Source organism: Sphingomonas sp. (genome assembly GCF_036269755.1).
Classification (GTDB): domain Bacteria; phylum Pseudomonadota; class Alphaproteobacteria; order Sphingomonadales; family Sphingomonadaceae; genus Sphingomonas.
The window spans coordinates 227,542-252,304 of the sequence record NZ_DATBDV010000009.1 but is presented as its reverse complement, the minus strand read 5'-3'; the positions used below and the strand labels follow the sequence as shown (position 1 = coordinate 252,304).

Genomic DNA, 24,763 nt, shown 5'->3' with positions numbered 1-24,763 from the left:
GTATGAGGTTCAAGCGACCGTCGGCAAGCCCTCTAGATGCTTGTCGAGGGTAATAGGATAATTGCGCACTCTGACGCCGGTCGCGTTGTAGACCGCGTTCGCAACCGCCGCGCCAACGCCACACAAGCCAAGTTCGCCCACGCCCTTCGCCTTCATCGGGTTTGCCTTGTCATCTGCCTCATCGAGAAAAATTACCTCCTGATGAGGAATGTCGGCGTGGACAGGCACCTCGTACCCCGCCAGGTCGTGATTGACGAAGAATCCGAACCTCTTGTCTACCGCAAGTTCCTCCATCAGCGCCGCGCCCACGCCCATAGTCATTGCGCCGATGACCTGGCTGCGCGCCGACTTGGGATTGAGGATGCGTCCCGCCGCGCAGACCGCGAGCATCCGGCGTACGCGTGTGACTCCAGTATAAGCATCGACACCGACCTCGACGAAGTGTGCGCCGAAGGTGGAGAGCTGCCAGCTCTTTTCGAGATCGCCGAACTCGATCTTGTCCTCCGCGACCAACTCGCCGGCGGCGGCTGCTTCGGCGAGCTTCGCCGATCGGTTGCCACTCCTGACCTTGCCGTCCTCAAAGACCGCATCCGCGGAGTTGAACCCGAGTCGTTGAGCTACGGCTTCGCGCAGCTTGATGCAGGCCGAATAAACGCCCGCGGTCGAGTTTGCGGCGCCAAACTGTCCGCCAGATCCAGCCGATACCGGATAGGCAGAGTTGCCGAGCTTCACCGCCACGGCGTCGATCGGCACGCCCATCATCTCAGCCGCAGTCTGAGCAAGGATGGTGTAGCTACCCGTACCAATGTCGGTCATGTCAGTTTCGACGGTAATCGAACCGTTGCGAGCCAGCCTGACTCGCGCACCCGATACGAAGTTGATGTGGTTGCGAAAGGCAGCGGCAACGCCCATTCCGACCAGCCAGCGGCCATCACGCGCTTTGCCGGGCTTTGCATGACGCCGCGACCAGCCGAACCGATCCGCGCCTTCACGCAAGCAGCGAACGAGCTGGCGCTCAGAGAAGCGACGCTCCGGCTTCTCAGGGTCGACCTGGGTGTCGTTTTTGATACGAAACGCGACCGGATCCATCGCGAGCTTCTCGGCCATCTCGTCCATAGCGACCTCTAGCGCCATCAGTCCAGGCGCCTCGCCAGGCGCGCGCATGGCGTTGCCTTCCGGCAGATCAAGCACCGCCAGTCGCATTGAGATCATCCGATTGGCGCCAGCATAGAGTAGTTTTGTCTGGTTGACCGCGGTTTCCGGTTGCCCCCCGGGCTGGTCGCCCGAGCCGCTCTCGTGCGCGATCGCCGTGATTGTGCCGTCCTTGGTGGCGCCGATACGGACACGTTGCCGCGTCGCCGGGCGATGTGTCGTATTGTTTGCGACTAATGGCCGTTGCAGCGCCAGCTTCACCGGCCGACCGGCCGCCTTTGCACCAAGCGCCGCCAGCACGGCGTCTGCGCGCAGGAACAGCTTGCCGCCGAATCCACCGCCAACATACGGCGACATGAAGTGAATTTTTTCCTTGGGTATCCCAAGCGTCTTCGCCAGGTCGGATCGACCCCAATTGATCATTTGACTGGACGTCCACACCGTCAGCTGATCACCCTGCCATGCGGCAAGCGACGTATGCGGCTCCATCATGGCGTGGGTTTGGTCAGGGGTCGAATATTCGACATCGAGCTTGAACGGCGCTGCGGCGAACGCTTCCTCAAACTTGCCGACTCGTTCGACTGCCGGCGCACCACTGCCCTCCTTGCTGTCGCCGCCGGTCAGCGGAGCGGTCTTGAGGGCTTCGTCGAGATCGAACCGGCCTTTCGCGCGCTCATAGTCCACTCGCACCAGCGCGGCCGCCGCGCGGGCCTGTTCGAAGGTTTCCGCGACGACGACCGCGACAGCCTGATGATAATGATCGACTTCAAGGCCACCGAACAGCTTGACCGTATTGAAATTGCCCTTGCCGAGTTTGTCGGCGTCGGCGGCGGTGACGATCGCAAGCACGCCGGGAGCGGCTTTGGCGGCGTCCAGCTTGATCGACCGGATGCGACCCTTGGCGATTCCTGACCCCACGACCAACCCGTACGCTGCGTTCGTGACCTCGCCGTGATGCTCGTACGCGTAGGGCGCAGTGCCAGTGGTCTTGAGCGGTCCATCAATGCGGTCGAGCGGTTTGCCAACGACGGTCATACGGTCGATGACGTTGCGGCCTTCTGGCTTTTCGAACTTCATGTGGAACTCGCTTGATTGATCACTGCGGCGAGTGTCCGTTCGGCGAGCGGCACCTTGAAAGCGTTGTCGGGAGTGGGATCGGCGCCAGCAAACAGCCGGGCGGCTACCGCGCTTGCTCCCTGAGGCATCGCTGCGTCCGCTGCTTCGACACGCCACGGCTTGTGCGCGACCCCGCCCAGCGCGACCCGGCCGGTGCCGTCTTTCTCGACTACGGCAGCGACCGACACAAGCGCAAAGGCGTATGACGCGCGATCGCGGACCTTCTCGTAGAATTGATGACCACCGATCGGCTTGGGTAGCGTCACGGCGGTGATGAGTTCTCCAAACCGCAGATTGGTGTCGATGTGCGGCGTGTCGCCAGGCAGGCGATGGAACTCGGCGATCGGGATCGACCGGGGTGCCCCCCTGGCGTCGACCGTCTCCACCTCCGCATCCAGCACGCGCATGGCGACCGCCATGTCGGATGGGTTGGTCGCGATACAGTGCTCGCTGGAGCCGATCACCGCGAGCTGGCGCGACACTCCCCCGATCGCGGCGCAGCCGGAGCCCGGTCGGCGTTTGTTGCAGGGCAAGTTGGTATCGTAGAAATACGGGCACCGGGTGCGCTGGAGCAGATTTCCGGCGGTGGTCGCCTTGTTCCTGAGCTGTCCCGATGCGCCCGCCACGATCGCGCGGGAAAGCACGCCATAGTCGCGGCGAATTCGGGCGTCTGTAGCAAGATCAGTATTGGTCACCAGCGCGCCAATGCGCAGCCCGCCCGCGTCGGTTGGTTCGATTTTATCGAGCTTGAGGTCCTGCACGTCGACCAGGTGAACCGGCGTCTCCACCTCGATCTTCATGAGGTCCAGCAGATTGGTGCCCCCTGCCAGAAACTTGGCGCCGGGTCGCTCGGCGACGGCGCGCGCTGCCTGAGTTGGATCCTTGGCCCGCTGATAAGTGAAGGCCTTCATGCCTGCGCTCCCGCGACTTCGGCGATCGCCTCGGCTATGTTGGAATAGGCCCCGCAACGACAGATGTTGCCGCTCATCCGCTCGCGGAGTTCCATATTGGTGACGTGCGGCCGGGCAGCCAGGTCCGCCTGGACATGGCTCGGCACGCCACGCTTGATCTCATCGAGCACTGCGACCGCCGAACAAATCTGCCCTGGCGTGCAATAGCCGCACTGATATCCGTCGTGCTTGACGAACGCAGCCTGCATTGGATGCAGCCGGTCCGGCGTGCCGAGACCTTCTATCGTGGTTACCTGATCGCCGTTGTGCTGAACGGCGAGGCTGAGACAAGAATTAATTCGCACGCCGTTCACGATCACCGTGCATGCGCCGCACTGGCCGTGATCGCAGCCCTTCTTTGTGCCGGTCAAATGGAGGTGCTCGCGCAGCGTGTCGAGGAGCGTCGTTCGCGTGTCGAGCAATAGCGCATGTTGCTTGCCGTTCACTTCAAGGGAGACGGGTATCTCCGGGGGGCTGTCGGACATGGGGGCTCGCTCCTCGGCTGCATCCGCAGGGCCGGCGGCAACCACAGCAGAAGCCGCGCCGGCCACGAGCAGGGCTCGACGCGATACTGCCAGGTTGGGCACATCTGACATTATTGCATCGTCCTTCCGTTGGTTCCCTATTGCACCTGGTCAAGCAGCGCGATCCGGGTGCGGGCGCCCCGGCGCCCGCGAGCTAGCGGACCGCTGCCTCCACGAACTCCGCCCGCTTCGGGCATCTTATCCAACGCAAACGCACTGAGCGGATAATTGACCCAAGCGGCACAAGAAATCGCACGGGCGTCATACCGCGATCCTCTTCAAGGCCGCCCTCCAGAACAACCATATAGCGACAGCAACGCGCCCAATTGCAGACGTTAAACGCGAACTGCGAATTGCTGAAAGCGGCCGCGCCGTTGCGTCGGCATGGTGGGTGCGCGGCGCCAGCATTTCGTGTATCTTGGCGCAGATGGCAGACGATACGATCATCCAAACAGCCGATGGACCCATGACTTGGGGCGAATGGAAGAAGAAGAATCCAGTCCAGATCCCGTCGCGCCGCACAAAGCACAGAAATCTCGGAAAAGACGGCAAGCCCCGCGAGGACGATTGACGCCTTGACGAGCGGCGGAGGGGAGCGGCCCTGACCGCTACGCCCCACAGTTCCAGCCGTTCGGAGCGGTCGGTCTCTTTTTCTAAAGCGGACGTTGCCTCCGCGGCCAAGCAACGGCGACCGCTAGGGGGATGCAAACCGGGGAGGCCTTCGTCGCTGGCTCGACGACGAGGCGTTTGGGCGTGCGGCGGGCTGACAGTGCCGACCGGTGCGCATCTTCAAATGCGCCGCTGCCGCGACGGATCGTTTCGTGGTAGCAACCTCCTTCGACGGCCAAGGGGGTGTTTCGGTGCAGAGAGCGCGAGGTCTGCCGCAACTTAACGGCTCGCTCGGGACGGCGGTGCGGCTGGTATATGTCGCGCTTGCTATTTTAACCGCGATCATTGTCGGCGGCAGCGTGATCTTCAACGGGCTCGACTTCTTTCGGAATAGTCCCGCCGAAGCAACCTGGGGCTTGCGCACGTTCAGTTCGGTCAACATCGGCGCGCCCCCCTATATCGGATGGGTCAGCCCGGAGGCTGAAAAGCGCGGCCTGCGTGTGAACGACGTGATCATCGCGATCCAGGGGACCAAGCTACGACGGGACGCGACGGAGTTCGACATCGGCCAGAGACTGGCGGCCATCCGCGGTGACAGCGCCTTGATCACCACTCGCCGCACCGACGGCAGTGTCGTCGCCCATACCATGCCGCGCGCACCGCATCCGTGGCTCACACCTGACTTCCGTAGCACGTTGCCCCTGTGGCTTTCCGCGATCGCGACGTTTCTCGGCATCGAGGTGATTCCGCTCTTTTTGCTCGGGGCATCCTTGTTGCTGTTCAGTCGCCGTTCGACCGATCCGGAAGCAATGCTGTTTGCGATCGGGTTCCTCCTCTTGTGCAATATTCCCGTGTCGGATTTCTGGTTGCTCGCGCTGTGGCAGGTACCGGTGAACGTCTCCAGCGACATGCTGGCGGCCGGCCAGTGCATAGTCATAATCGCCGCGGCCGGTTTTCCGGACGGCAACTTCGAGTCTAGATGGTCGCGTATCGTTCTGATCGCTGCGATCCCAGTCACCATCGCAACCAGGATCGCACACGGCGTGGCGGCGAATGCGCAGGCCAGCGGCGCGATCTCGGCGACGGCGCTGCTCCTTCTTGGCGGCGTCGCCATGATCGGACTGGAGCAGCGCTATCGACTGATTGAGGACATCCGCGCACGTCAGCAAATCAAATGGGTGGTGCTCGGTTTCTCCGTCAGTGCCATTGCTTCGGCTGCCTATATGGGCCTGCTCAACAGCAACGTGAATCTCGATGGGGCGGTGCCGCAGTTCATCGCGTTCCAGCTGCTTCAGTTGTTGGCGTTCGTCGCTTTGCCGCTGGGCCTCGTCGTCTCGCTGTTGCGGTACAGGCTGTACGATGCGGAGGCGACGATTAGCCTCACCGTCGCGTACAGCCTTCTGACCATTTCGCTGTTGGCCGTTTTCGCGGGTAGCGAAAAGGTGATTGAGATTATGGGTGAACAATATTTCGGCGAGCAACTCGGCGTGCTCGCTGGCGGGCTCGGTGCCGCCATCGCCGCCGTGATGATGGTGCCGATGCATCACCGCGTTATGCAGTGGGCCGAGCACCGCTTTCGCAGTGGCCTGGTGCAATTGCGCATCGGCCTGCCGCAACTTGTCGGCGACCTTCGCGCGACCGCTAGCCCGCGGGTGCTCACTGACGCGATGCTGGCCCGCGTGGAGAAGGGGGTACGTGCACATCACGGGGCGGTGATGATGAACGACGAGGTGGTCGAAACGCGCGACGTCGACGCGCGCTCAGTGGAGACGTGGTGGACCGCGAACAAATCGATGATGGATGCAGAAACCGACCTGCTGTGTGACCGCGCGGACCCGCTGTTTCCGGTGCGCGTTCCGCTGAGGGGAGACGGCGTTGGCCTTGTCGGATGGTTATTGCTCGGACCGCGTCCGGATGGCAGCTTTTACGGCAACGAGGAACGCGCCGCTTTGCGCGACCTTGCCGACCCGATTGCCCGTGCGCTCGCAATCGCGGTCGAGCGCGAGCATCGCGAGGCAGACCGAAGAGATCGCGAGAACACGTTAACAAGTCGCGTCGACTCGATCACGGAGCGCCTGAACACGCTGTCTGCAATTGTGCTTGAGCGACTTGGGTCGAACTCAGGCGTTCCGCCTGACGGTGCCTCAACCGGCTAAAGTCTGCGTCCCCGATCGGCGCGCATCGATAATCATCGTGGCGTGTCGAATGCCGCAATTCTTCCGGAAGCTGTTGTTCGGCAATGCGCCCCAATTGCGGTCGTTCAGTGCGACGCGATCCCGCCCCAAAAGCTGCCGCTCCGTGATAGCGCATCAATCGCTACACTTGCACATGGCGGCGTCCGTTGAGAAGTGGCGGTCAGACAGGAACGACGCGGGGTCACCGAATTCTCTATGAAAATGGGTTCGGCCCACCTGCAAGACTGCGCACCGTATGAAGTCGAGATCGACACTTGGGGGCGGCTGCCAGATTGGCGGGCCTGCATGCTGCTCGAGCCGCCAACCCACTGCGCGCGGGTGCGCACCGCCCGGTTTTGGGAGCGGCAATTCTGGCCGTGAGGCGGAGGCCGGTTAGCTGCGTGAGCCGTCCAGTCGGGGAGCATCGCCGCGGCGGCGCCGATCGAATCACCAAGCTGCCGGTACGTTTTCTCGTGCCGTTGTGATGGTTTCGAGAGCCGAGGGGGAGGCCGGCTGGCCGGGTGGAGGCAAAACCGCATCGACGAAATGGTTCCAAAAATTATTATTTTTCTCAAGCCTTTATTACGTTGACCTCCTCCTTGGGGTGCGGGTACCCGCCCCAGATCTTGCTGGAAGGCGCGTTTTCTATGCGCCTCCCGCTACTACAGGGAGAATAAAGTTGACGAATTCGATAGTCCGCCGCGCGTTGCTCGGTAGCGTTTCAGCTGCGGCCGGGGTGTTCCTGCTGCCAGCCAGCGCGTATGCTCAGAGTACGACCTGCTCGCAGACCGGTACCACGATCAACTGCGTCGATGGCGCAAATACGGTGCTGACTGCCGGCACCACGCCGGGTACTAACACCGTTCCGGGCCCGGGGCTCGTTACCGCCGACACGACGACCCCCTCGACGACGACCTATACCGCGACCGGTCCGATCGCGACGACCGGGTTGACCGCGGTCAACCTAACCTCGACCGGCGGCGCGCTCACCTTCGTGCCGGTCAGCGGCGGCGCACCGTTGAACATCACCACCACCGGCGGCGTAGGTGCCAACGGGCTCCAGCTCAACACCGCCGGTCAGGCCGCTACGGTAACCGTCGGCAACATCAGCACCAGCGGCGCAAATTCGTTCGGCGTGCTTTCGACGGGCGGGACCGACCTGACGCTCAAGACCGGCGACATCACGACGACGGGGGCGACCAGCCGGGGCATCCAGGCGATTAATCAGACGGGCTTCGTCAACATCACCGCGGGCAACATCACGACCACCGACCGCGCGATTAGCGTAGCCGCAGCGGCCACGTCCGACGCGACGGTGGTTGCCGGCAACATTTCCACCGGCGCTTCGGGCGTCCTCGCAAATGGCAACAACGTCAGCATCACGACCGGCAACGTCGCTACCACCAACGGCTTCGGCGTGATCGGCCAGGCGCTGGCAGGCGGGACCGGCGGCGTCGTCGTCCGTACCGGGAATGTGACCAGCACCAACGGATCGGGCGTCGGCGGATCGGTGTTCAACACCGTCGGCGGCGTCGATATCGGTTGCGGGAACGTGACTTCGAACAGCCCCGGCTCGGCCGCGGTATTTGCCCAGAATAACGGCAACGGTGCCCTGACGATCAAGTGCGGCGCGGTGACTAACGTCGGCAACAACGCCGTCTACGCCCAGTCGTTCGGCTTGCCGGACGGCGGCAACATCGCGATCACGGTCGCGTCCGCGGCTTCGAGCAACACCAACTTCTCCACTCTCTTCGCGCAAACCTCGGGGACGGGCACGATCACGGTCAATGCCGGGACGGTTACCGGCGGCGCTAACCCGGCGGGCGTCGGTGCGGCCGGCATCGACCTCATCACCGGCACGGGCGCGATCGACGCTGGCTATGGCAACGTCACCACGATCGGAACGGCGCTGCGGTCGAATTCGACCGGCACGCTTAATCTGCGCGGTTCGGGTGCGACCCTGAAGACCACGGGCGACGGCGCGACCGGCGCGCTGCTCAACGCCAACGGCGTGACCGGCAACCTTGGCAACGTCACCACGAGCGGCCTCGGCGCGCAGGGCGCGATCATCAACTCTACCGCTCCGGTCAACCTGACCATCGGAAACGTTGCGACGACGGGTAATGGCGTCACCGTCAATGCCGGCGCCAACGCCGTTACCCTGACCACCGGAACCGTCACCGCGAGCGAAGCCGGCGCGACCGGCACGGTGATCAACTCGAACGGCGCGGTGACCTTCACCGGCGGCAAGCAGACCGCCAACGGCGCGGACGCGCTGCGCATCAACGGCGGCGCGGGCGCGATCAACGCCACCGTCGCCGGCGCGGCGACGACGGGCACCGGCAACGCGGTAGAGATCACCGGGACCGGCCCGCTGACCTTTGCCAATACCGGGTCGATCACCACCACCGGGACGGGTTCGAATGGCATCAGGATCACTGGTGTCACCACCGCTGCGGTTACTTGCGGCAACGTGTCGACGACCGGCGCGGCCAACACGGCCGTCCTCGTCTCGGCAGGTGGCGATACCAACGTGGCTTGCGGCACGGTTAGCGCCACCGGCGCGGGCAGTATCGCGATCCGCGTCGCCAACACGGCAGGAACAACCACCGTCAGTGGCGGCACGACGCTAGCGACGGGCGCGGGGTCGCGCGGCATTGTCGTAACGTCGTCGGCGCCCGCCGCCTCCGGTCTCGTTACGATCAACACCGGCGCCGTGACGGCCAACAGCGATGCCGTCCTCGCGATTGCGACCGGCGGCGCCAACGTCGTCGTCAACGCCAACGGCAACCTCGCGTCGAGCACCGGCACCGGCATCAGCGCGACAACGGCGGGCACGACGTTCGTGACGATCGGCGCCGGGACGACCACCAACGGCCTACAGGGCGTCAACCTGCAGGGCACCGCAGGCAACACGCTCGTCGTCAACGGCACGCTGCGCAACGCCGGCGGCACCACGCCGTACACCGTGCTCGCGGGCGGCCCGTTCACGCTGACCTTGGGCGCCAACGGGACGATCGTCGGTCCGCTGACGTTCACCACCGGTAACGACACGTTCAACAACCAGGGCACCTTCGCCCTGCCGGCGACGCTCGACTTCCTGACCGGCACCGACGTTCTCAACAACACCGGCACGCTGACTGCGTTCAACGGCACCTCGGTCGTCAGCAACCTCGAGACGTTTAACAATGCCGGCGGCCTGATCGACCTGCGCGATGGCGCCACCAACGACGTCGTCAACCTCGCCAATTCGAACTATGTCGCGACGGGTGCCGCTCGTCTCGGCGTCGATGTCGGCGGGACCGGGGTGATCACGGCAGACCGTCTGGTGATCGGGGGCACGACCACGGGTACGACCACGGTGTTGGCCAACGTCCTCAACCCGGTAATCGACACGACCGGTGCGGTGATCGTCGACTCGACGCTCAACAACCTGACCGCCGGGCAGTTCGTGCTGGGCGGCGCTTCGAACTACGGCTTGGTCAATTATGCGATCCAGATCCGCGGCGGCGATGCGTATATCGTCTCGACGCCCGATGCCCGCACCTACGACATGGTATTCGCCGGTCGCCAGGCGCGCGATCTGTGGTACAAGTCGGCCGACATCTACACGTCGTACGCCAGCGCTCGCCGACTCAGCTTCGGCGAGGCTCGACAGCGGCCGATCGGCTTCTGGGCGCAGCTCGGCGGTGACCGCGAAACCGCCGGCGACCGCAGCCGTACCGCTACGGCGTTCGGCACGTCGTTCAACGTGTCCGATCGCCTCCGTACCGATTATCGCGGGGCCCAGGCCGGGATCGACTTCGGCACGGCGAACTTCGTGATCGGCGTGACCGGCGGCTACGAACGCGCCGCCTCGACCAGCGACGCGGCGACGCGGACGGTGACCGAGGGCATGAACTACGGCGCCTATGCGCAGTTCGGCATGACCTCGGGCATCTATGCCTCGGCACTGATCAAGCGGGACGATTATCGTGCCCAGATCGACAACGGCGCGATCCAGGCGGGCATGGCCAGCCCACGCGGCCACAGCACCGGTGCCCAGGGTGAGATCGGCTTTCGCGCCGGCGGGGCCGACAAGATCAATTTCGATCTGGGCGCCGGCATCGCTTACGTCCGCACCGACATGGACACGTTCAACTTCGGCAACATCACCTTCGATGCCAACCGGATGGAGAGCATGCGCGGGCAGGTTCACGCCCGCGTGAGCTTCGCGGGCGACGTCGCGCCGTTCATCGAAGCGCGCGGTTTCCACGAATTCCGTGGCGACACCAGCTATCAGCTGCGTAGCGGCTCGGCGGTGAGCGCGCTCGACGGGCCCGGCAAGGGCAGTTGGGTGCGGATCGAAGGCGGCATCGCCGGCGGCAAGAAGGGCGGCCCGATGCTAAGCGTGTGGGGCGACCTCGGCGACACCCGCGGCTACGGCCTGCGCGGCGGTTTCCGCTTCTAACTCAAGCCGACGTTAGAATATGGGCGCCCGGTGAAAGCTGGGCGCCTTTTTTTGGTAAGTCTTCGCCGGAGTACGTCCCGGGCCCGATGTTGGCAAACGCCCCGTTGCGGTCGTTCATCGCGGCCGAAGCTGATGCGCCGCCGCTGCGCCAATGCCGGGTCGGTGCGCTCGATCGGACCGGCGTGTTTCGCGCCCTTGGGCGGCTTCAGCTTGTTGGTCATGGCAGCATAATCTGCGGACACGGAGGTTCATTGCGGCTCCACTAGGGCGGAGCCACCCACCGATCTTAGCGCGCGGCCGACGCGGCAGTGAAGTTTCTAGGCGAGGCGACATTCGCCGAGGGCGACCGCAAGTGGGTCGTTAGCCGCCAGTCGCTAGCGGGCGATTTATCCCTGGCACGCCTCGTCAGCTGGGACCTTTATCTGACGTGGCTCGGCCGGAACGCCGGAACCACCGCGACGTTCTCGTCGTGGTAGGAGGTAAGTATGCCTTTCAAATACGGCATCGTGTTGGCGGCGTTCGGACTACCCGGCAATGCGGCTACTGGCACACCACCGCCGGGCGTGTGGGCGAACCCGGCTAATTCGGTGCACGTCGCATTCAAACGATGCGGTGCGGCAGTTTGCGGCACTGTGGTCTGGGCGAGCGCAAAGGCGAAAGCCGACGCACAACGCGGCGGCACCGAGCGATTGGTTGGCGCGCAGTTGTTCCGTGACTTCGTGGAGGAGTCGCCAGGCCGTTGGGCGGGCGAAGTGTTCGTCCCGGACATCGGCCGCACCTTCTCCGGCACGTTAATGGCGACAGATAGTCGTACGCTCACTGGCGAGGGATGTCTGTTGCCGGGCGTCGGCTGCAGGGCGCAGACCTGGAAGCGTATTAACTAGCGAGACGCTGAGGTCGCGCCACGGGACTAAGCCATCGGCGGCGCGAGAGTGATCGTCCGCAGTTGGATCACAAGCCGGCAGCCTCGCCGGGAGGCGCTGCGCGGCAGTATGCGCCCTAGTTGCGGTCATTCAACTGCTGTCGGGGAGGGACCAAAAGCTGCCGTTCTAGCGCCGGTCAGCAGCAGCGTGTTCTACGGAAGAACATTCACTGCTCTCGGGGCGACAAGCGCGATCGCGGGCAGGGAAATCACGGATTCGAACATCATCAATAGCTTTGCGCGCCGGGTGAGCGGAAGCGTATCGATCGGGGAGGAGCTGGCAGACTAACGCGAAAGCGTCTCTGCACGATGGAGTCCGCTCTTGAGGGCAAGCCCACGTTGCGCGGGCTCGACTGCGAAGGCGAGTTGCTCGCCAAAGCGCCGAGAAGCGCCTCATCGGAAGCGTGCGCGATGTCACTCGCCGCGATTGATGTTAGGCGCGGTGCATCCGCGGACTGCACCAACAGACATAGGAGGAAGCGGTCTCGCGGGTGGATAGCCCCAACACCGCGTCGAGCTCATCCCACTCTCGACGGGAAAGGCCGGACTTGTCGAACGCTATCGGATCGCCCGGGATCGCTCGGCGCAAGAGTTCGACGGCACTCGCCGACAGGGCGTATCCGTTTATCTGATGCTCGAGAAATGCCCCATGCGTTAGCGGAACCCAATCGGCTACGATTTTGAGAATAACATCGGCGCATGCCCGGATCTCATATTGAGCATGCAGGTCAGCACGCAGTCGCAAAAACCACAGAAGATTGTGAAGATCGACCTTCCAATACCACTGCGTGTACGTGTTGAGTCCCAGCCCGACGCGGGCCAGTTCGCGGGCCACCCCTGGTCGCTCTGCTTCAAGTCCGCGTTTCCGTCTTCGTTGAGCATCCAAAGATAGTGGGAATAGGCTCGTTCGGAATCGTCGCGCAGTAGCGATCGAACAGCCCCAGCAGCGCTTGCATCCAGGGGGTCCGAACGACCTTGTCTGTTCGCCGAAGACTGAGGGGCAATCTGCTCCGGCTCAGGAATATAGAACTCGCGGTCGAGGACCGAATATCGCGCGGAATACGCCGATCCATCTTATTGACCACCAGAAAATTAGATCGAACCCACTCTGGTTAGTTTGACAGTACCGGCACGCGCATTCCCGCGGCCATTAAACTTCGAGCCGGTCGTTCTCTTTCGCGACTAGAGTGTAGAGCGCCGGCATCAGGAATATTATGATCAGCAGGCAGGCAAACAGCCCGCTGACGATGACGAGCGCGAATGGGCGTTGCGTGTCGGTGCCGACGCCCGTCGCCAGTGCAGCCGGGAGCAGGCCGAGTGCCGCGACCAATGCGGTCATCATGATCGGCCGTAGTCGCAGGATGGCGGACTGGCGGATGGCCTCCTCGATTGAGGAGCCGTTAAGGCGCAGTTCGTTGACGTAAGAGATGTAGACTAGAGCGGTCTGGACCGACACGCCGAACAGCGCGAGGAACCCGATCCCCGACGACACTGAAAACGGCGTTCCTGTCAGCCACAGCGCCAATATGCCGCCGACCGGTGCCGACATCATCACCCCTATCAGCGTAATCGCGGGGAACTTGAAATTCCGGTAGAGCATGAACAGCAGCAGGAAGATCAGCAGGAGAGTGATCGGCACGATCGCCATCAGCTGTGACCGCGAGGCGGTATACTCCTTATATTCGCCGCCCCAGTCGAGCCGATAGCCGCGCGGCACCTGAACCTTGGTCGCGACCTGATCCATCGCGTCGCGGACAGCGCCAGCGAGGTCGCGCCCTTCGACCGAAAACTGCACTCCGATGAAGCGACTATTGTCCTCGCGATAGATGAACGAGGCGCCGCTCTGCACCGAAATGTCCGCTAATTCCTTCAATGGGAGGTGCTGCCCGTCAGGCGTCGCTACCAGGATGTTGCCGATTGCCACGGGATCGTCACGATAGCGGCCCTCCATCCGGACGAGCAGGTCGAACGATTTTTCGCGCTGCACCACTTGCGTGGCCACGTCGCCGCCGATTGCGGTCTGGATCAGGCCGTTGATGTCGTCGACATTGATCCCGTAGCGCGCGATCTTGGCGCGATCGATCTTGATCGTCAGGCTCGGCTGCCCAAGCTCCTGGACCAAGGTGACGTCGCCGATCCCGCGGACGCGCTCGAGCACCGCCTTGATCGCCTTGCCCTTGGCCTGCAGCGTATCGAGGTCCGGACCGAACACCTTGACTGCCAACGCGCTCTTGAGACCAGTCTCGGCTTCGTCGACCGCGTCTTCGGCGGGCTGGGTGTAGTTGAAGCTGATGCCCGGAAACGTTTCGAGCTTCTTGTTGATCGCTGCAATCAGTTCGGGCTTGCTGTGGTAGGCGCCGTGCCACTGCGCGTACGGCTTCAATCCAACATAGAATTCGGCGTTGAAGAATCCGGTTGCATCGGTGCCGTCGTCGGGGCGGCCGTGTTCCGACGCAACCGTCGTTACCTCCGGAAAGGACGCCAGGATCGCGCGCACCTTCGGGACAATCTTGGCCGATTCATCGAACGAGATCGTGTATGGCATCGTCGCGCGGACCCACAGAGCGCCTTCATCCAAGTGCGGCATGAACTCCGCGCCGGTAAACATTGCGAGGACCAGCGAGAGTGCGAGGACGATACCCGAGACGGCGACAGTGCGGCGAGGACGGGCGAGGCAGCGATCGAGCCCGCGCGTATAGGTCGAGCGGATGCGCTCGAAGATCGCGTTGCGGCGTTCGCGCACGCCGCGCCGCATCAGCCACGAGCACAGCACCGGCAGGAGCGTTAGCGTGACGATCAGCGACCCGATCAGTGCGAAGATCATCGTGTCCGCCATCGGCTTGAACAGCACGCCCGACGGCCCCGACAGAACGTAGATCGGCAGAAAGCTGACGCCGATCACGATCACCGAATAGAAAAGCGGCCGATCGACTTCGGCGGCGGCATCACGGATCGTCTCGACGATCCCGGGCGAATCGTCGCTGCGTTCGGCGAGCCGGCGGTAGATATTCTCGACCATGATGACCGCGGCATCGACCAGGATCCCGAAATCGATCGCGCCGATCGAGAGCAGGTTGGCCGAGGCGTTCTGGAGGTCGAGGCAGGTGAAGGCGAACAGCAGCGCCAGCGGAATCGTAACCGCGACGATCAGCCCGGCGCGGACGTCGTAGAGGAAGAAGATCAGGATCGCGACGACGAGGAGCATGCCGCGCAGCAAATTGCCTTCGACCGTGACGACGGTCTCATGCACGAGGTCGGAGCGATCGTAGAACGGGACTATCTTTACGTCCTTGGGCAGCACGTTCTCGTTGAGGTCGCGGGTCTTGGCATCAACGCGTTTGAGCACTTCCTGCGTCTTCTCGCCCGTGCGAAGCATGATGACGCCTTCGACGGCGTCATCCTGTTTGCCGATCCCGAACTGACCGAGCCTCGGCGCGATGCCGAGGGTCACGTGGGCGACGTCTTTGACGAGGGTGGGGACGCCGTTGTGGACGGCGACCACGACGTTGCCGATATCGTCGAGCGTCTCGATCTGCCCGAGACCGCGGACGTAATAGAACTGGCCGCCCTGGGTATAGAATCCGCCGCCGCCATTGTCGTTGTTCGCGGCCAGCGCGCTCTCGACCTGCTGCGCGGTTAGACCGGCGCCCGCCAAGCGAAACTGGTCGAGCAAGACCTGATATTGCAAGCTGCCGCCGCCGAACCCCGAATCATCGGCGACGCCCGCTACCGACCGGAATTGCGGCTCGACGGTCCAATCCTCGAACGTCTTCAATTCGGTCGGGGATCGGTCCGGACTTTGCAGCGTGTAGCGATAGATCAGACCCGAAGGCGAGGTGAGCGGGGTCACCGACGGCGTCACCCCGGTCGGCAGGTCGAGATCGCCGATCCGGTTGAATACCTGTTGCCGCGCGAAGTTGCGGTCGGTGTCCTGGTCGAGCGTGATGACCACGTCCGACAGACCATAGAGCGAAACCGACCGCACGACGTTCTGCTTGGGAATGCCGTTCATCCCGTTTTCGATCGGGACGGTGATCTGCCGCTCGACCTCTTCCGCAGCGTGGCCCGGCCATTGCGTGATGATCTCGACGCTCGGCGGCGACAGATCGGGGTAGGCATCGACCGGCAAACGGGTCCACGCCCGAACACCTGCGCCGATCAGGATGACCGCGAGCAACAGCACGAGGATTCGCTGCTCGAGGCTGGTCGCGACGATCCGGTTGATGAACGACGAGCCGGTCGACGGCGCCGTTGGCGGATCGCCGCTCATTGGCTTTGCATGAACTGAAGGAAGATCGCGCCATCGACTACGATCCGGTCGCCATTCTGGAGCCCGGTCGTCACGTCGTAGCGCCGGGCGTCATGATAACCGAGCTGGACGTGGCGGCGAGCGAAGCTTCCGTCGGGCTGGGCCACGTAAACGAACGGCAGATTCTGGTCGTCGCGAAGCACCGCCGATACCGGCACCAGCAGACCCGTACTGGCGCGGCCCGACTCGATCGAGACATTGACGTACATCTGCTTCTTGAGAAGATCGCCCGGATTGGGCGCGACCACGCGTGCCGCGACCGCGCGGGTGGCGGGATCGACCGACGCCGCGATGTTCTCGACCCTGCCATGAACCACGCCGTTGCCCGCTCCCGGATCGATGTCGGCCTCGTCGCCGAGGCGGATCGCGCTGAGCTCGCTGCTCGCGAGCTGGACGAAAACCCAGACCTGCGAGAGGTTGGCGACGGTGAAGGTCGGGCTGGTCCCCGCCTGCAACAGCTGGCCCGGCGTGACTTGCTTGTCGACGATCGTTCCCGACACGGGCGCGCGAATGATCCCGCCGCTGTTGGGCGCGGCTCGTCCCGCCATGATCTTGCCGATCGTTCCGCCGTCGACGTTGAGCGCGAGCAAAGATTGCAGCGCCGCATCGCGGTCGGCGTCGGCGCCCGCCGCATCGGTCTGCGCCTGTGCGGCCTCGCGTGCGGCAATGCCGTTGTGCGCAAGCAAGTCGCGGTCGACATCGGCAACGCGTCGCGCGGTATTGGCGGCGGCAATGGCCTTGCGATACGTGCCGACCGCCGCGGCGAAATCGGCCGACTGGACCAGCGCCAACGGCTGGCCCTTGACCACATGCTGGCCGAGCGAGACCAACGTCTGCGTGACCGGCCCGCTGAACGGCGAGACGACGGCGGTCGCCTGATCGTTGTCGAAGTCCACGGTCCCCGGCGCCTCGATCCGCTGGCGATAGCCGAGCGGCACCACGGTATAGAGCGTGACGCGGCTCAATTGCGCCTTGGTCAGGCGCACGTTGGCGACGGCGTCGCTGGCGTTCTCCGCTGCGTCGGGTGGCGTCGAGCAGCCCGCGATGAGAAGCATCGCGAATGCGGCGGCTGCCGACCGGCGTATCAATTGTCTATCGATCATTGTGAGCCCTGGTTCAGATCGGGTCGGTGCCACCAGCCGCCGCCGAGCGCCTGGAACAAAGCCGCTGTGTCGGCAAAGCGATCGGCTTCGGCCTGGATGAGGCTCAGCCGCGCCTGCTGGTACGCCTGGTTGGCGGTGAGGACGGCGAGATAGGCGACGTATCCGTCCTTATATTGCACGTTCGTGATATCGAGGCTCGCTTTGGCGGCATCGGTCGCCGCGGCGGATGCCTTGACCGTCTTCGCATCCTGGTCGATCGCGGTCAGCGTATCGGCGACGTTCTGGAACGCGGTCAGCACGGTGCCGCGATATTGCTCGGCAGATTGCGTGTAGGCGGCGCGCGCGGCGCGTTGCTGGTGGAGCAGGGTACCGCCGTCGAAGATCGGCGCCAGCAACGCCGCGCCGAGGTTCCAGAAACCGGTACCCGGCCCGAACACCTGGCCAATCGCGAGTGCGGTGCTGCCGGCATTGGCGCTGAGCGTGATATTGGGCAATCGGTTGGCGGTCGCGATCCCCACCTGCGCGCTCGCGGCATGCAGATTGGCCTGGGCCTGGAGGACGTCCGGCCGCTGCTCGACGAGCATGGAGGGAAGGCTCAGCGGCAGGTCCGACGGCAAGGTGAAATTCGCGAGGCTAAATTTGGGCGGCGCGACTTGCCCGGGATATTGGCCGGTCAGGACGGCGATCAGATTGCTCGCCTGATCACGCTGTTTGACGAGGCCCGGCAACGACGCCTCGAGTTGGGCAAGTTGCGCTTGCTGCGCGACGACATCGGCGCCCGCGATATAGCCCTTGGATTTTTGGTATTGCAGCACGCCCAGCATCTCGCGGTCCGTTTTGATCAGCTCGTTGGTCGCATCGATCTGATCGTCGAGCGATGCTTGCTGGATCGCGGCGGCGGCGACGTTGGTGCTTATCGTGACGTAGACCGCCGCCATCTGATATTTGCTTGCTTGCGCTTGCGCCGCGGCGGCCTCGATCGTTCGCTTGTTGAGACCGAACACGTCGGGGACGTAGGAGACGCTGAGCTGCGGGGTCACCAGCGTATAGAGAAACGCGTTATTGCTCGGCACCGGCGCGAGCGCACCCGATGGATCGCGCTGGCGGGTGATGCCCACCCCGGCGCTCACCTGCGGCAAACGCGCACCGCGCTGCGCGCGGGTGTTTTCCTGGGCGGCAAGCAACGCAGCCTGCGCCGATTTTAGATCAGCGTTCTTGGCGAGCGCCTGCTCGATCAGCGCATCGAGCGGTTTGGAGTGAAACAGGCTCCACCAATCGGCCGGAATCTCGGCGCCGCTGATGAAGCGTTGCGGCTCTCCGCCAAGGATCCCGGGAGTCGCCGCGGTGCTTGCCGGGGGTGCGGCCGTATAGGACGTGACCGGCGGCGGCGCGGGCTGTTTGAAATTGGGCCCCACCACGCAGCCCGTCAAAAGCGACGCGAATAGCGGAGCAATTCGACGATGGGTGGCAGTCATGATAGGCCAGACTGAAAGAGCACACGTCGGCTGGCTCGATGCCCAACGGTCGGTGGTGCGTGATGATATTACAAGGCTAGGCGGTTGGTAACATTCCGTCAATGCGCCTCTGGTCAGCTACGTTTTCGCTACCCGGGTCACCGAGTTATTCGGTCAGGGGTGGGCGCATTACGCGATCCTCGGCATGCGCCCTATGAACTGAAGGAATGGCAGCTAACCACCCATTTTGCGGACCTTCGCGATGGGCGAAGCGGTCGCAACAAGCTGCCAGTCGGCTAGCGACCCAGTAGCCGCCGTTCAGGTGGCTCGCTAAGCTCGTGCCGTGGCAAGCCGTCATTCACTGTGCCGTTCATCCTCGGCTGGTCAATTCATCAGGCTGGCGTCCATCGACAATGGCAGTGACATCGCCTGTCCGACCCCCGTGCTACCGTCACGCGTCGAAGTGTCTGCTTTTGGTGGAAAGCTGCCACTACCCGCGTTAGTGTAGCCCTATGAGCAAGCCTGATATTTTTGGCGCTCGCATGGGGGAGTGGATGTTACGCACTGGTCTTTTCGTTTTGTCGGCGACCATCGCGGCCCTTGCGGCCGGCTCGGCTGATGCCAAGCTACCCGTTGGCGACGCCTCGCAGTGCGAACTCCACATCTGGCCGACCGAAACCTTTTCCGGCATTCCGTACAAGGTAGGGATCATCACCGGGCGAGCGTCGGAGGATCAGATCGTCGGATCGATGGAAAGCCTCGTCGGACCGTCGGCGCAGCTTGCCGCCTTGCGCGATGCCGACCCGGTTCGTGCGCTGGGGCTGCCGGCGGGCACTCGGGTCGTCGAGCATCAGGAGGTGCTCGACCGCAAGACGGTCACGAAGATGCCGACGCGCCGGGCGTCGTCCACCTCGCCCTGTTATTCGGAGCTGATCGTCTTGCAGCACTTCCTGGTCGAAGACATCGTCTGGGGCGACCGGTTCGGCTCTGCGTTCATGTTCCGCAATTTCGGCGACAAACCGGAAGTACGCGGGTCGATCAAAGGCGTGGGGGGCTACAAGCTCAAAGTGCTGACCATGCCCGAGGCAGCGCGTCCGGCCAACACGACCGAACTGGTTGCGGCGGCATTGAAGGGAAACTTCCTGGAATTCGCGAAAAACGTGCATTCGCAATTGACGGCCGGTTCCGCGCGATAGGTCATTGCGACGTCGTCTGGGCTTGCCCGTCTAGCGCCGTCAGAGTCGATCCCAAAAGTGGCCGTTCGGGGACAATAGGCAGAAAGGATCGCCGTTCTTGCGACGACGATGTGGTCAAGCCCCTTCTTGGCTCGCCGGTATAAACTCAAAAGGCGCGGGTCACCCCAAGATCGGCCGCCAGGCGATGGTAGTCGTAGAGGCCCACGCTCGAAACGTTGCGCTCGTAGGTCAAGCGAACCACGGGCGCGAATCCGTGGAATGTCAGCGAGCGGATGGTGGCACCGGTGGCCATTTGATACAGCGTTTCGCGCCGCCGATCGGTGAAGATCGCCAAGCGCGCGTCGCCTTCGGTTCGACGCACGCTCGCGCTGCCAAAGATCGTCACTCGCCCGAAATCGCGCCATCCGAAGGCATTGGCGTAACCCGCAATCGTGGAATAGCCGGGATCGCGCGCTGCCTGGCGCGTTGCACCCACGCCGCCGCCGATGCCACTCTTCGCGTCGATTGCGTGTTCGATTCCGGCGGACACATCGAAAAGTCCGCCGGATTGCAGTGGATTCAGCCGGTAACTGGCATGCGCGGCACTGCCGCTCACGGTGAGTTGAGAACGGCGCCCAAGAGGATGCAACCAGTCGAGCGCGATCGTGTCCGTGCGAGCATAGAACTGGCTGCCATACCATCGCCACGTCGGGCCAGCGGCCGGTGTCAGTCGATCATGCCCTACACGCCATTCAAGGCCGAGTAAGGCAGAGGCAGAGACGTCTCGAAAGGCGGGTGACCGATACAGCGAAGCCGCCCCTGACAGCCGTGGCAGTAAAGCCAGGTTTTGCGTCAGGTTCAACCGAGCATAACCTTGACCCGAAAGCTTTATGCCGACTCCGGATTGCTGACGGGCGTCGCGCGAAAGGGTTAGTGGCGCAATCACGGTGTCGAGCGTGCGCGCACTGGTGGCGCGATTGACATTGCTGTCCGGCGCCAACGCGATCTCCAACGATCCTCCCAGTCGCTGGGTCGACCGCAGCGCCGCCGCGAACTGATCGACGACGACCGCGACATCCGACGGAAGCCCCGAGGCCTGGGCTTGCCGCAACGCGCGGCGGGCAGCAGCCTCGTCGCCCATCGCAATCAGCACGCGCGCCAATTCGAGTTCGACCCGAGGCGTGCCTGGCTTTTCGTCGAGAAACGCCCGAAACACGGTTGCGGCCTCCGCGTAACGCTTCAGCGCTCCGAGCAACATGCCTTCGCGAAACCGTGCTTCGGAGCGGACTTCCAGATCAGGGTCCCGTGCCAGCGCGGTGTAGATTGCAAGGGCGTCGGCCGGATGATCGGCGGCCACGTCGCGTTCCGCCAACGCAAACAGATCCGTCGCGCTAAGTCCGGTCCTGCGCTCCTGCGCAAGAGCGGGCGCGACCCCCAGCGCAAGCCCGATAATCGCGATCTGCGTGCAGGCAAGCCGCTGGTGCGCGCGGATCAATGGCGCTTGGCGGCTGCGACACCCGCGATCGTGAGGTTCTGCCCGTTGATCGACGCGCCAGTCACGATCGAGAATGGCGCAGCGATCTCCTCTCCGTCGGGGCCGTAGAATTGCGGCGAGATATTGTTGCCGGGGTTCGACGGGCCGCCGTTGCTCAGCGGGGCATTTACGAGCAGCCCATAAGACATGTTGGCGCTAAACTGCCACGCACCCAGCGCCGCCGCAGCACCCCCAGCCTCGGGCGTGGCATCGAGCGTGAGCGAGCCACTGTAACGCTGATTGGAGAAGTCCACATCGAAGTGCGACGTGCCTCCGATATCGTACCGCGCGCCGTTGTCTGCCCCACCGGTCCCATAAGCGACGCCATCATAACTACCGCTGCCGGTGCGCCGAGCCAGAAGGTCACGCGGGGTGACGAACCCATACGAGAAGTAGCCGTTGATCGTCCTCGTCACCGACCCGTCGGGAGCCGTCCGCGCCCACCTGCCGAACCCCGCATAGGTCAACGCAATCGCCTGGCCACTGCCGTCGGGCCGATAAAGATCGACCCGCACCGGAGAGCCATTGACGTCTTTTTGATAGCTTACGAAGTTCGCGCGAGAGTTAGGGAGGCGGTCGGCAGCGGTGAACGTCAGACTCGGCATGTTTGAAACCGGCGGCGAGATCGTAAAGCTTCCATCAGCTTTGAACGTCGTTTGACCATATAGCGGACTCTGCGCATTGAAGCCCGTCCCCGACGCGCTCACAGCCTGATCCAGGGTTCCCCAGATGGAATAGAAGAGTTGATCGCTGGTAATAGAATCGAGCGTGAAGTTGGTCGGCGTCGTGGTGGTCTTGCGCTGGCCGGTCAACGCGCCGTTAAGGGTCGCGCCAGCCGCATTGTCGGCGTGAAACGCCGCGCCGATTTCCTCCGCGTTCGGGCCGTAGAAGCGACCGTTGATCGTTCCAGAAACCGCCCCCGAACTCCCGCCATAGGCTAGATTGCCGGCGAAGCTGTTACCGCTGCCGATCGCGCCTTGCGCGACAACGCTGACGCCACCGCCCGAAAGCGAGGCGCCGGTCAGAAAATCGTATTGGGTGACAAATGTCGTCGTCGTGAACAGTGCCTTGGCAAAATCCACCGTGAAGTCGCCGCTTCCCTGGATGGTGCGCGGCGTCAGACCCGGCACCGTGTAGAGGCCGAAAACATCGGTTTTCCAACTCGCGCTTCCCGTTCGCGGCGGTGCTGCGGTTTCGAGCCCAAACGTGAAGGCGTCGAAATTGGTGGATTGCGTGCTCCCAGTGGTATCGTTGCGCTGCCAATACCCCATCGCGACATAGCGGTTGCTAGTACTGCCGGTATAGGGCGTCGTCACGATGGTGAGATAATCGTGCGGATTGTTTCCGACATGCGCGTATCGCGTTTCTCCATTCACCGCGCTCTGAATATCGGCAGGCAAGAACGATGCCGACCGGCCCGGTGCCGTAACCGTGTAGCTTCTGGCCGACGCGTCATAAGCCACGGAGATCGTCTGGCCACTTGCGCTCGCACTACCCGTCGTCCCGCTGGCGAGATCGATTGGAACATTCGTCGTGCTGGCGTCTGTCGCGAACACCTGGCTCGACACCAGATTGGTAATCGTGCCGTTGGACGCTGGAGTGGGCGTAGGTGTCGGGGCAGGCGTTGGCGTTGGCGTGCTGGCGATCCCAGTCCCGCCCGAGCCGCCGCAGCCGGTCAAAGCGATACAGCTTGCGCCAACAGCAAGCATGAATAGCGACTTTTTCACTCACTGCCCTCCAGTAGATCGATAAATATCAATGCGTTGCGACAAAATTCGCACCGCGGCGTCATCGCGCGTGAGCTACCTCGCGTCAACTGTGCGATGAGCTTTTGGACAAATTAGCAGGGATGGGTGACCTGATGGTCTGCAACGCGCCTTCATTGCGTCATTCCGCAGGCCGGCGCTGATCCCCAAAAAACTGCCATGCGCTAATGCGGATGCTGAGCAAGTGCAGCCTCAACTGAGTGTCGACGCCTCCGGCGCCGCCGCCGCGTCCGCGCCCGGCTCGTACTGCGCCCCCGCCGCGCGCTCGATCATCGCCGCCTCCAGCGCATCGTACCCCGCTTCGAGCGCGTCATCGACTTGCGCGGCGAACGCCGGATCGCGCCGCCGGTGATAGTTGATCGTGACCGCCGACACCCCCGCCGCCGCCGCCGCGCGCCCGAGGTTGCAGCACCCCGCCAGGTGATCGAGAAAGGTCTGCCTTTTCTCCTCGGTAAACCCGTCCTTGCGCGGCGCGCGCATCTGAATCCGCCGCTTGTTCCCGGCCTGCGCCGGCCCCTTGTCGCTCAACGCCCCGCTCCCGCTATGAGGGGGAGGAGAGAACCAAATCAAATCCTACATTGCAAGGCCAAATAACCAGATCGGTTCTCGTCGGAGTACCCTAGCACGACGCTTGGGGCAGCGCCGCAACATCCCTGGTTATCGAGGCCAATGCCTTTTCGCGAACGTCGCGTAGGAGGCGCTGTAGCGGCTCTGAATACTGTTCGATTCCAACGGTGACCAGCCACGTGCTATCCCGGATAAAAACGTGGTGATAGTCGAGTTGCTCGCGAACGGTTTTTTCCCATTTGCTTGGATCGTCCCCGTGTTCAAGCACCTCTTCGCACGCTCGAAATAGGACGCCGACAAACCATTGATATTGACGATACTTCTTGTAGTCGCCATCCTCGCTGATCTCATCAGAAGGTTCGGGTTCCGCGAACTCAGGGTATTGCACACATAGCTCGAGATATCGTCGATAAAGTCCCACTGCGTTCGCAAAGCGCTGTGCCTTACGCGTGAAGCGGAAGCTGAGAAATGAAACCACCAACGCCGAAGCGGTAAAAATCACCGCTAGGATGGAGAAGAATGGAGCGAGACGGTCGCCCCAATCGATGATCTCCTTGACTGGACCACCGACGGGGTTTCCGCATCGGAGCTTGTACCCAACTGCCAAGATCTTCCGGGTCTGCGCTTCATTAGTCCCCAGCGTGGCATCCGCAAGATCATGCCAGCCATCTCCGGCCAGACGCATTGCCTCCAACTGGTCACGAGTGAGTGGATAGTTAGAGGAATTCAGCGCGGCGCAGGACGTGCGTGCTCGCCTGACGTACAGCAGTGCGCCTACGTCCGGAGATATACCGGCACCCTCGCTGCCGAACTCGAGATAGGTAACGAGCGTTGCGCCGAAAACCGCAGTCGCTAACGTGAATATATATACCCATGGCCGAACAAACATAGCGTATCTCCCCGCGCGGGCCCTCCGCAGACAATAGCTACACAACCAAATGTATTTTAGCGCAATAGT

At 63.2% G+C, this 24,763-nt stretch carries 15 protein-coding genes; 4 read left to right on the top strand and 11 right to left on the bottom strand.

The window, feature by feature from the left end:
• Positions 1 to 9 precede the first annotated feature (9 nt).
• From paoC to paoA, 3 genes are read right to left on the bottom strand one after another with little or no spacing between them, the layout of a single operon-like run.
• On the bottom strand, positions 10 to 2,229 hold the full coding sequence (gene paoC / locus VH326_RS07850) for an aldehyde oxidoreductase molybdenum-binding subunit PaoC (RefSeq protein ID WP_329631250.1): 2,220 nt from the start codon (positions 2,227 to 2,229) through the stop codon (positions 10 to 12).
• Positions 2,226 to 3,179 (bottom strand): xanthine dehydrogenase family protein subunit M, encoded by a 954-nt coding sequence (locus VH326_RS07845; RefSeq protein ID WP_329631249.1) that lies wholly within the window; start codon positions 3,177 to 3,179, stop codon positions 2,226 to 2,228. The genes paoC and VH326_RS07845 overlap by 4 nt, the downstream gene beginning before the upstream one ends.
• A complete protein-coding gene (gene paoA, locus VH326_RS07840) occupies positions 3,176 to 3,814 on the bottom strand; it encodes an aldehyde dehydrogenase iron-sulfur subunit PaoA (RefSeq protein WP_329631248.1) in 639 nt (212 codons plus the stop codon). The genes VH326_RS07845 and paoA overlap by 4 nt, the downstream gene beginning before the upstream one ends.
• A gap of 707 nt (positions 3,815 to 4,521) precedes the next feature.
• Between paoA and VH326_RS07835 the strand changes: the two genes are divergently transcribed.
• From VH326_RS07835 to VH326_RS07825, 3 genes are all read left to right on the top strand, one after another.
• On the top strand, positions 4,522 to 6,507 hold the full coding sequence (locus tag VH326_RS07835; RefSeq protein ID WP_329631247.1) for a hypothetical protein: 1,986 nt from the start codon (positions 4,522 to 4,524) through the stop codon (positions 6,505 to 6,507).
• 697 nt (positions 6,508 to 7,204) lie between these two features.
• On the top strand, positions 7,205 to 10,975 hold the full coding sequence (locus VH326_RS07830; protein WP_329631246.1) for a hypothetical protein: 3,771 nt from the start codon (positions 7,205 to 7,207) through the stop codon (positions 10,973 to 10,975).
• A gap of 485 nt (positions 10,976 to 11,460) precedes the next feature.
• Positions 11,461 to 11,859, top strand: a complete 399-nt coding sequence (locus tag VH326_RS07825) for a DUF2147 domain-containing protein (RefSeq protein WP_329631245.1) — start codon at positions 11,461 to 11,463, stop codon at positions 11,857 to 11,859.
• Positions 11,860 to 12,330: 471 nt separating this feature from the next.
• Here the strand turns inward: VH326_RS07825 and VH326_RS07820 are convergent, their stop codons facing one another.
• The 4 genes from VH326_RS07820 to VH326_RS07805 all read right to left on the bottom strand — a co-directional run bounded on the left by VH326_RS07820 (position 12,331) and on the right by VH326_RS07805 (position 18,784).
• The gene (locus VH326_RS07820; protein ID WP_329631244.1) at positions 12,331 to 12,783 is read right to left on the bottom strand and encodes an FAD-dependent thymidylate synthase; all 453 of its coding nucleotides are present in this window, start codon (positions 12,781 to 12,783) and stop codon (positions 12,331 to 12,333) included.
• A 264-nt stretch (positions 12,784 to 13,047) separates the two neighbouring features.
• Positions 13,048 to 16,167 carry a CusA/CzcA family heavy metal efflux RND transporter gene (locus tag VH326_RS07815; RefSeq protein WP_329631243.1) on the bottom strand — a complete coding sequence of 1,040 codons (3,120 nt, stop codon included), beginning with the start codon at positions 16,165 to 16,167 and terminating at the stop codon, positions 13,048 to 13,050.
• A complete protein-coding gene (locus VH326_RS07810; protein WP_329631242.1) occupies positions 16,164 to 17,261 on the bottom strand; it encodes an efflux RND transporter periplasmic adaptor subunit in 1,098 nt (365 codons plus the stop codon). Before VH326_RS07810 ends, VH326_RS07815 begins: the two co-directional genes overlap by 4 nt.
• 44 nt (positions 17,262 to 17,305) lie before the next feature.
• On the bottom strand, positions 17,306 to 18,784 hold the full coding sequence (locus VH326_RS07805; protein WP_329631241.1) for an efflux transporter outer membrane subunit: 1,479 nt from the start codon (positions 18,782 to 18,784) through the stop codon (positions 17,306 to 17,308).
• Positions 18,785 to 19,275: 491 nt separating this feature from the next.
• On the opposite strand from VH326_RS07805, the gene VH326_RS07800 reads away from it, so the two are divergent.
• On the top strand, positions 19,276 to 19,959 hold the full coding sequence (locus VH326_RS07800) for a hypothetical protein (protein WP_329631240.1): 684 nt from the start codon (positions 19,276 to 19,278) through the stop codon (positions 19,957 to 19,959).
• A gap of 145 nt (positions 19,960 to 20,104) precedes the next feature.
• Here VH326_RS07800 and VH326_RS07795 read toward each other — a convergent pair whose 3' ends face one another.
• From VH326_RS07795 to VH326_RS07780, 4 genes are all read right to left on the bottom strand, one after another.
• On the bottom strand, positions 20,105 to 21,433 hold the full coding sequence (locus VH326_RS07795) for a surface lipoprotein assembly modifier (RefSeq protein ID WP_329631239.1): 1,329 nt from the start codon (positions 21,431 to 21,433) through the stop codon (positions 20,105 to 20,107).
• Complete coding sequence (locus VH326_RS07790; RefSeq protein ID WP_329631238.1) at positions 21,430 to 23,199, bottom strand: transferrin-binding protein-like solute binding protein; 1,770 nt, start codon at positions 23,197 to 23,199, stop codon at positions 21,430 to 21,432. The genes VH326_RS07795 and VH326_RS07790 overlap by 4 nt, the downstream gene beginning before the upstream one ends.
• A gap of 231 nt (positions 23,200 to 23,430) precedes the next feature.
• A complete protein-coding gene (locus VH326_RS07785; protein ID WP_329631237.1) occupies positions 23,431 to 23,766 on the bottom strand; it encodes a hypothetical protein in 336 nt (111 codons plus the stop codon).
• A gap of 91 nt (positions 23,767 to 23,857) precedes the next feature.
• Positions 23,858 to 24,694, bottom strand: a complete 837-nt coding sequence (locus VH326_RS07780; RefSeq protein WP_329631236.1) for a hypothetical protein — start codon at positions 24,692 to 24,694, stop codon at positions 23,858 to 23,860.
• Positions 24,695 to 24,763: the final 69 nt, after the last annotated feature.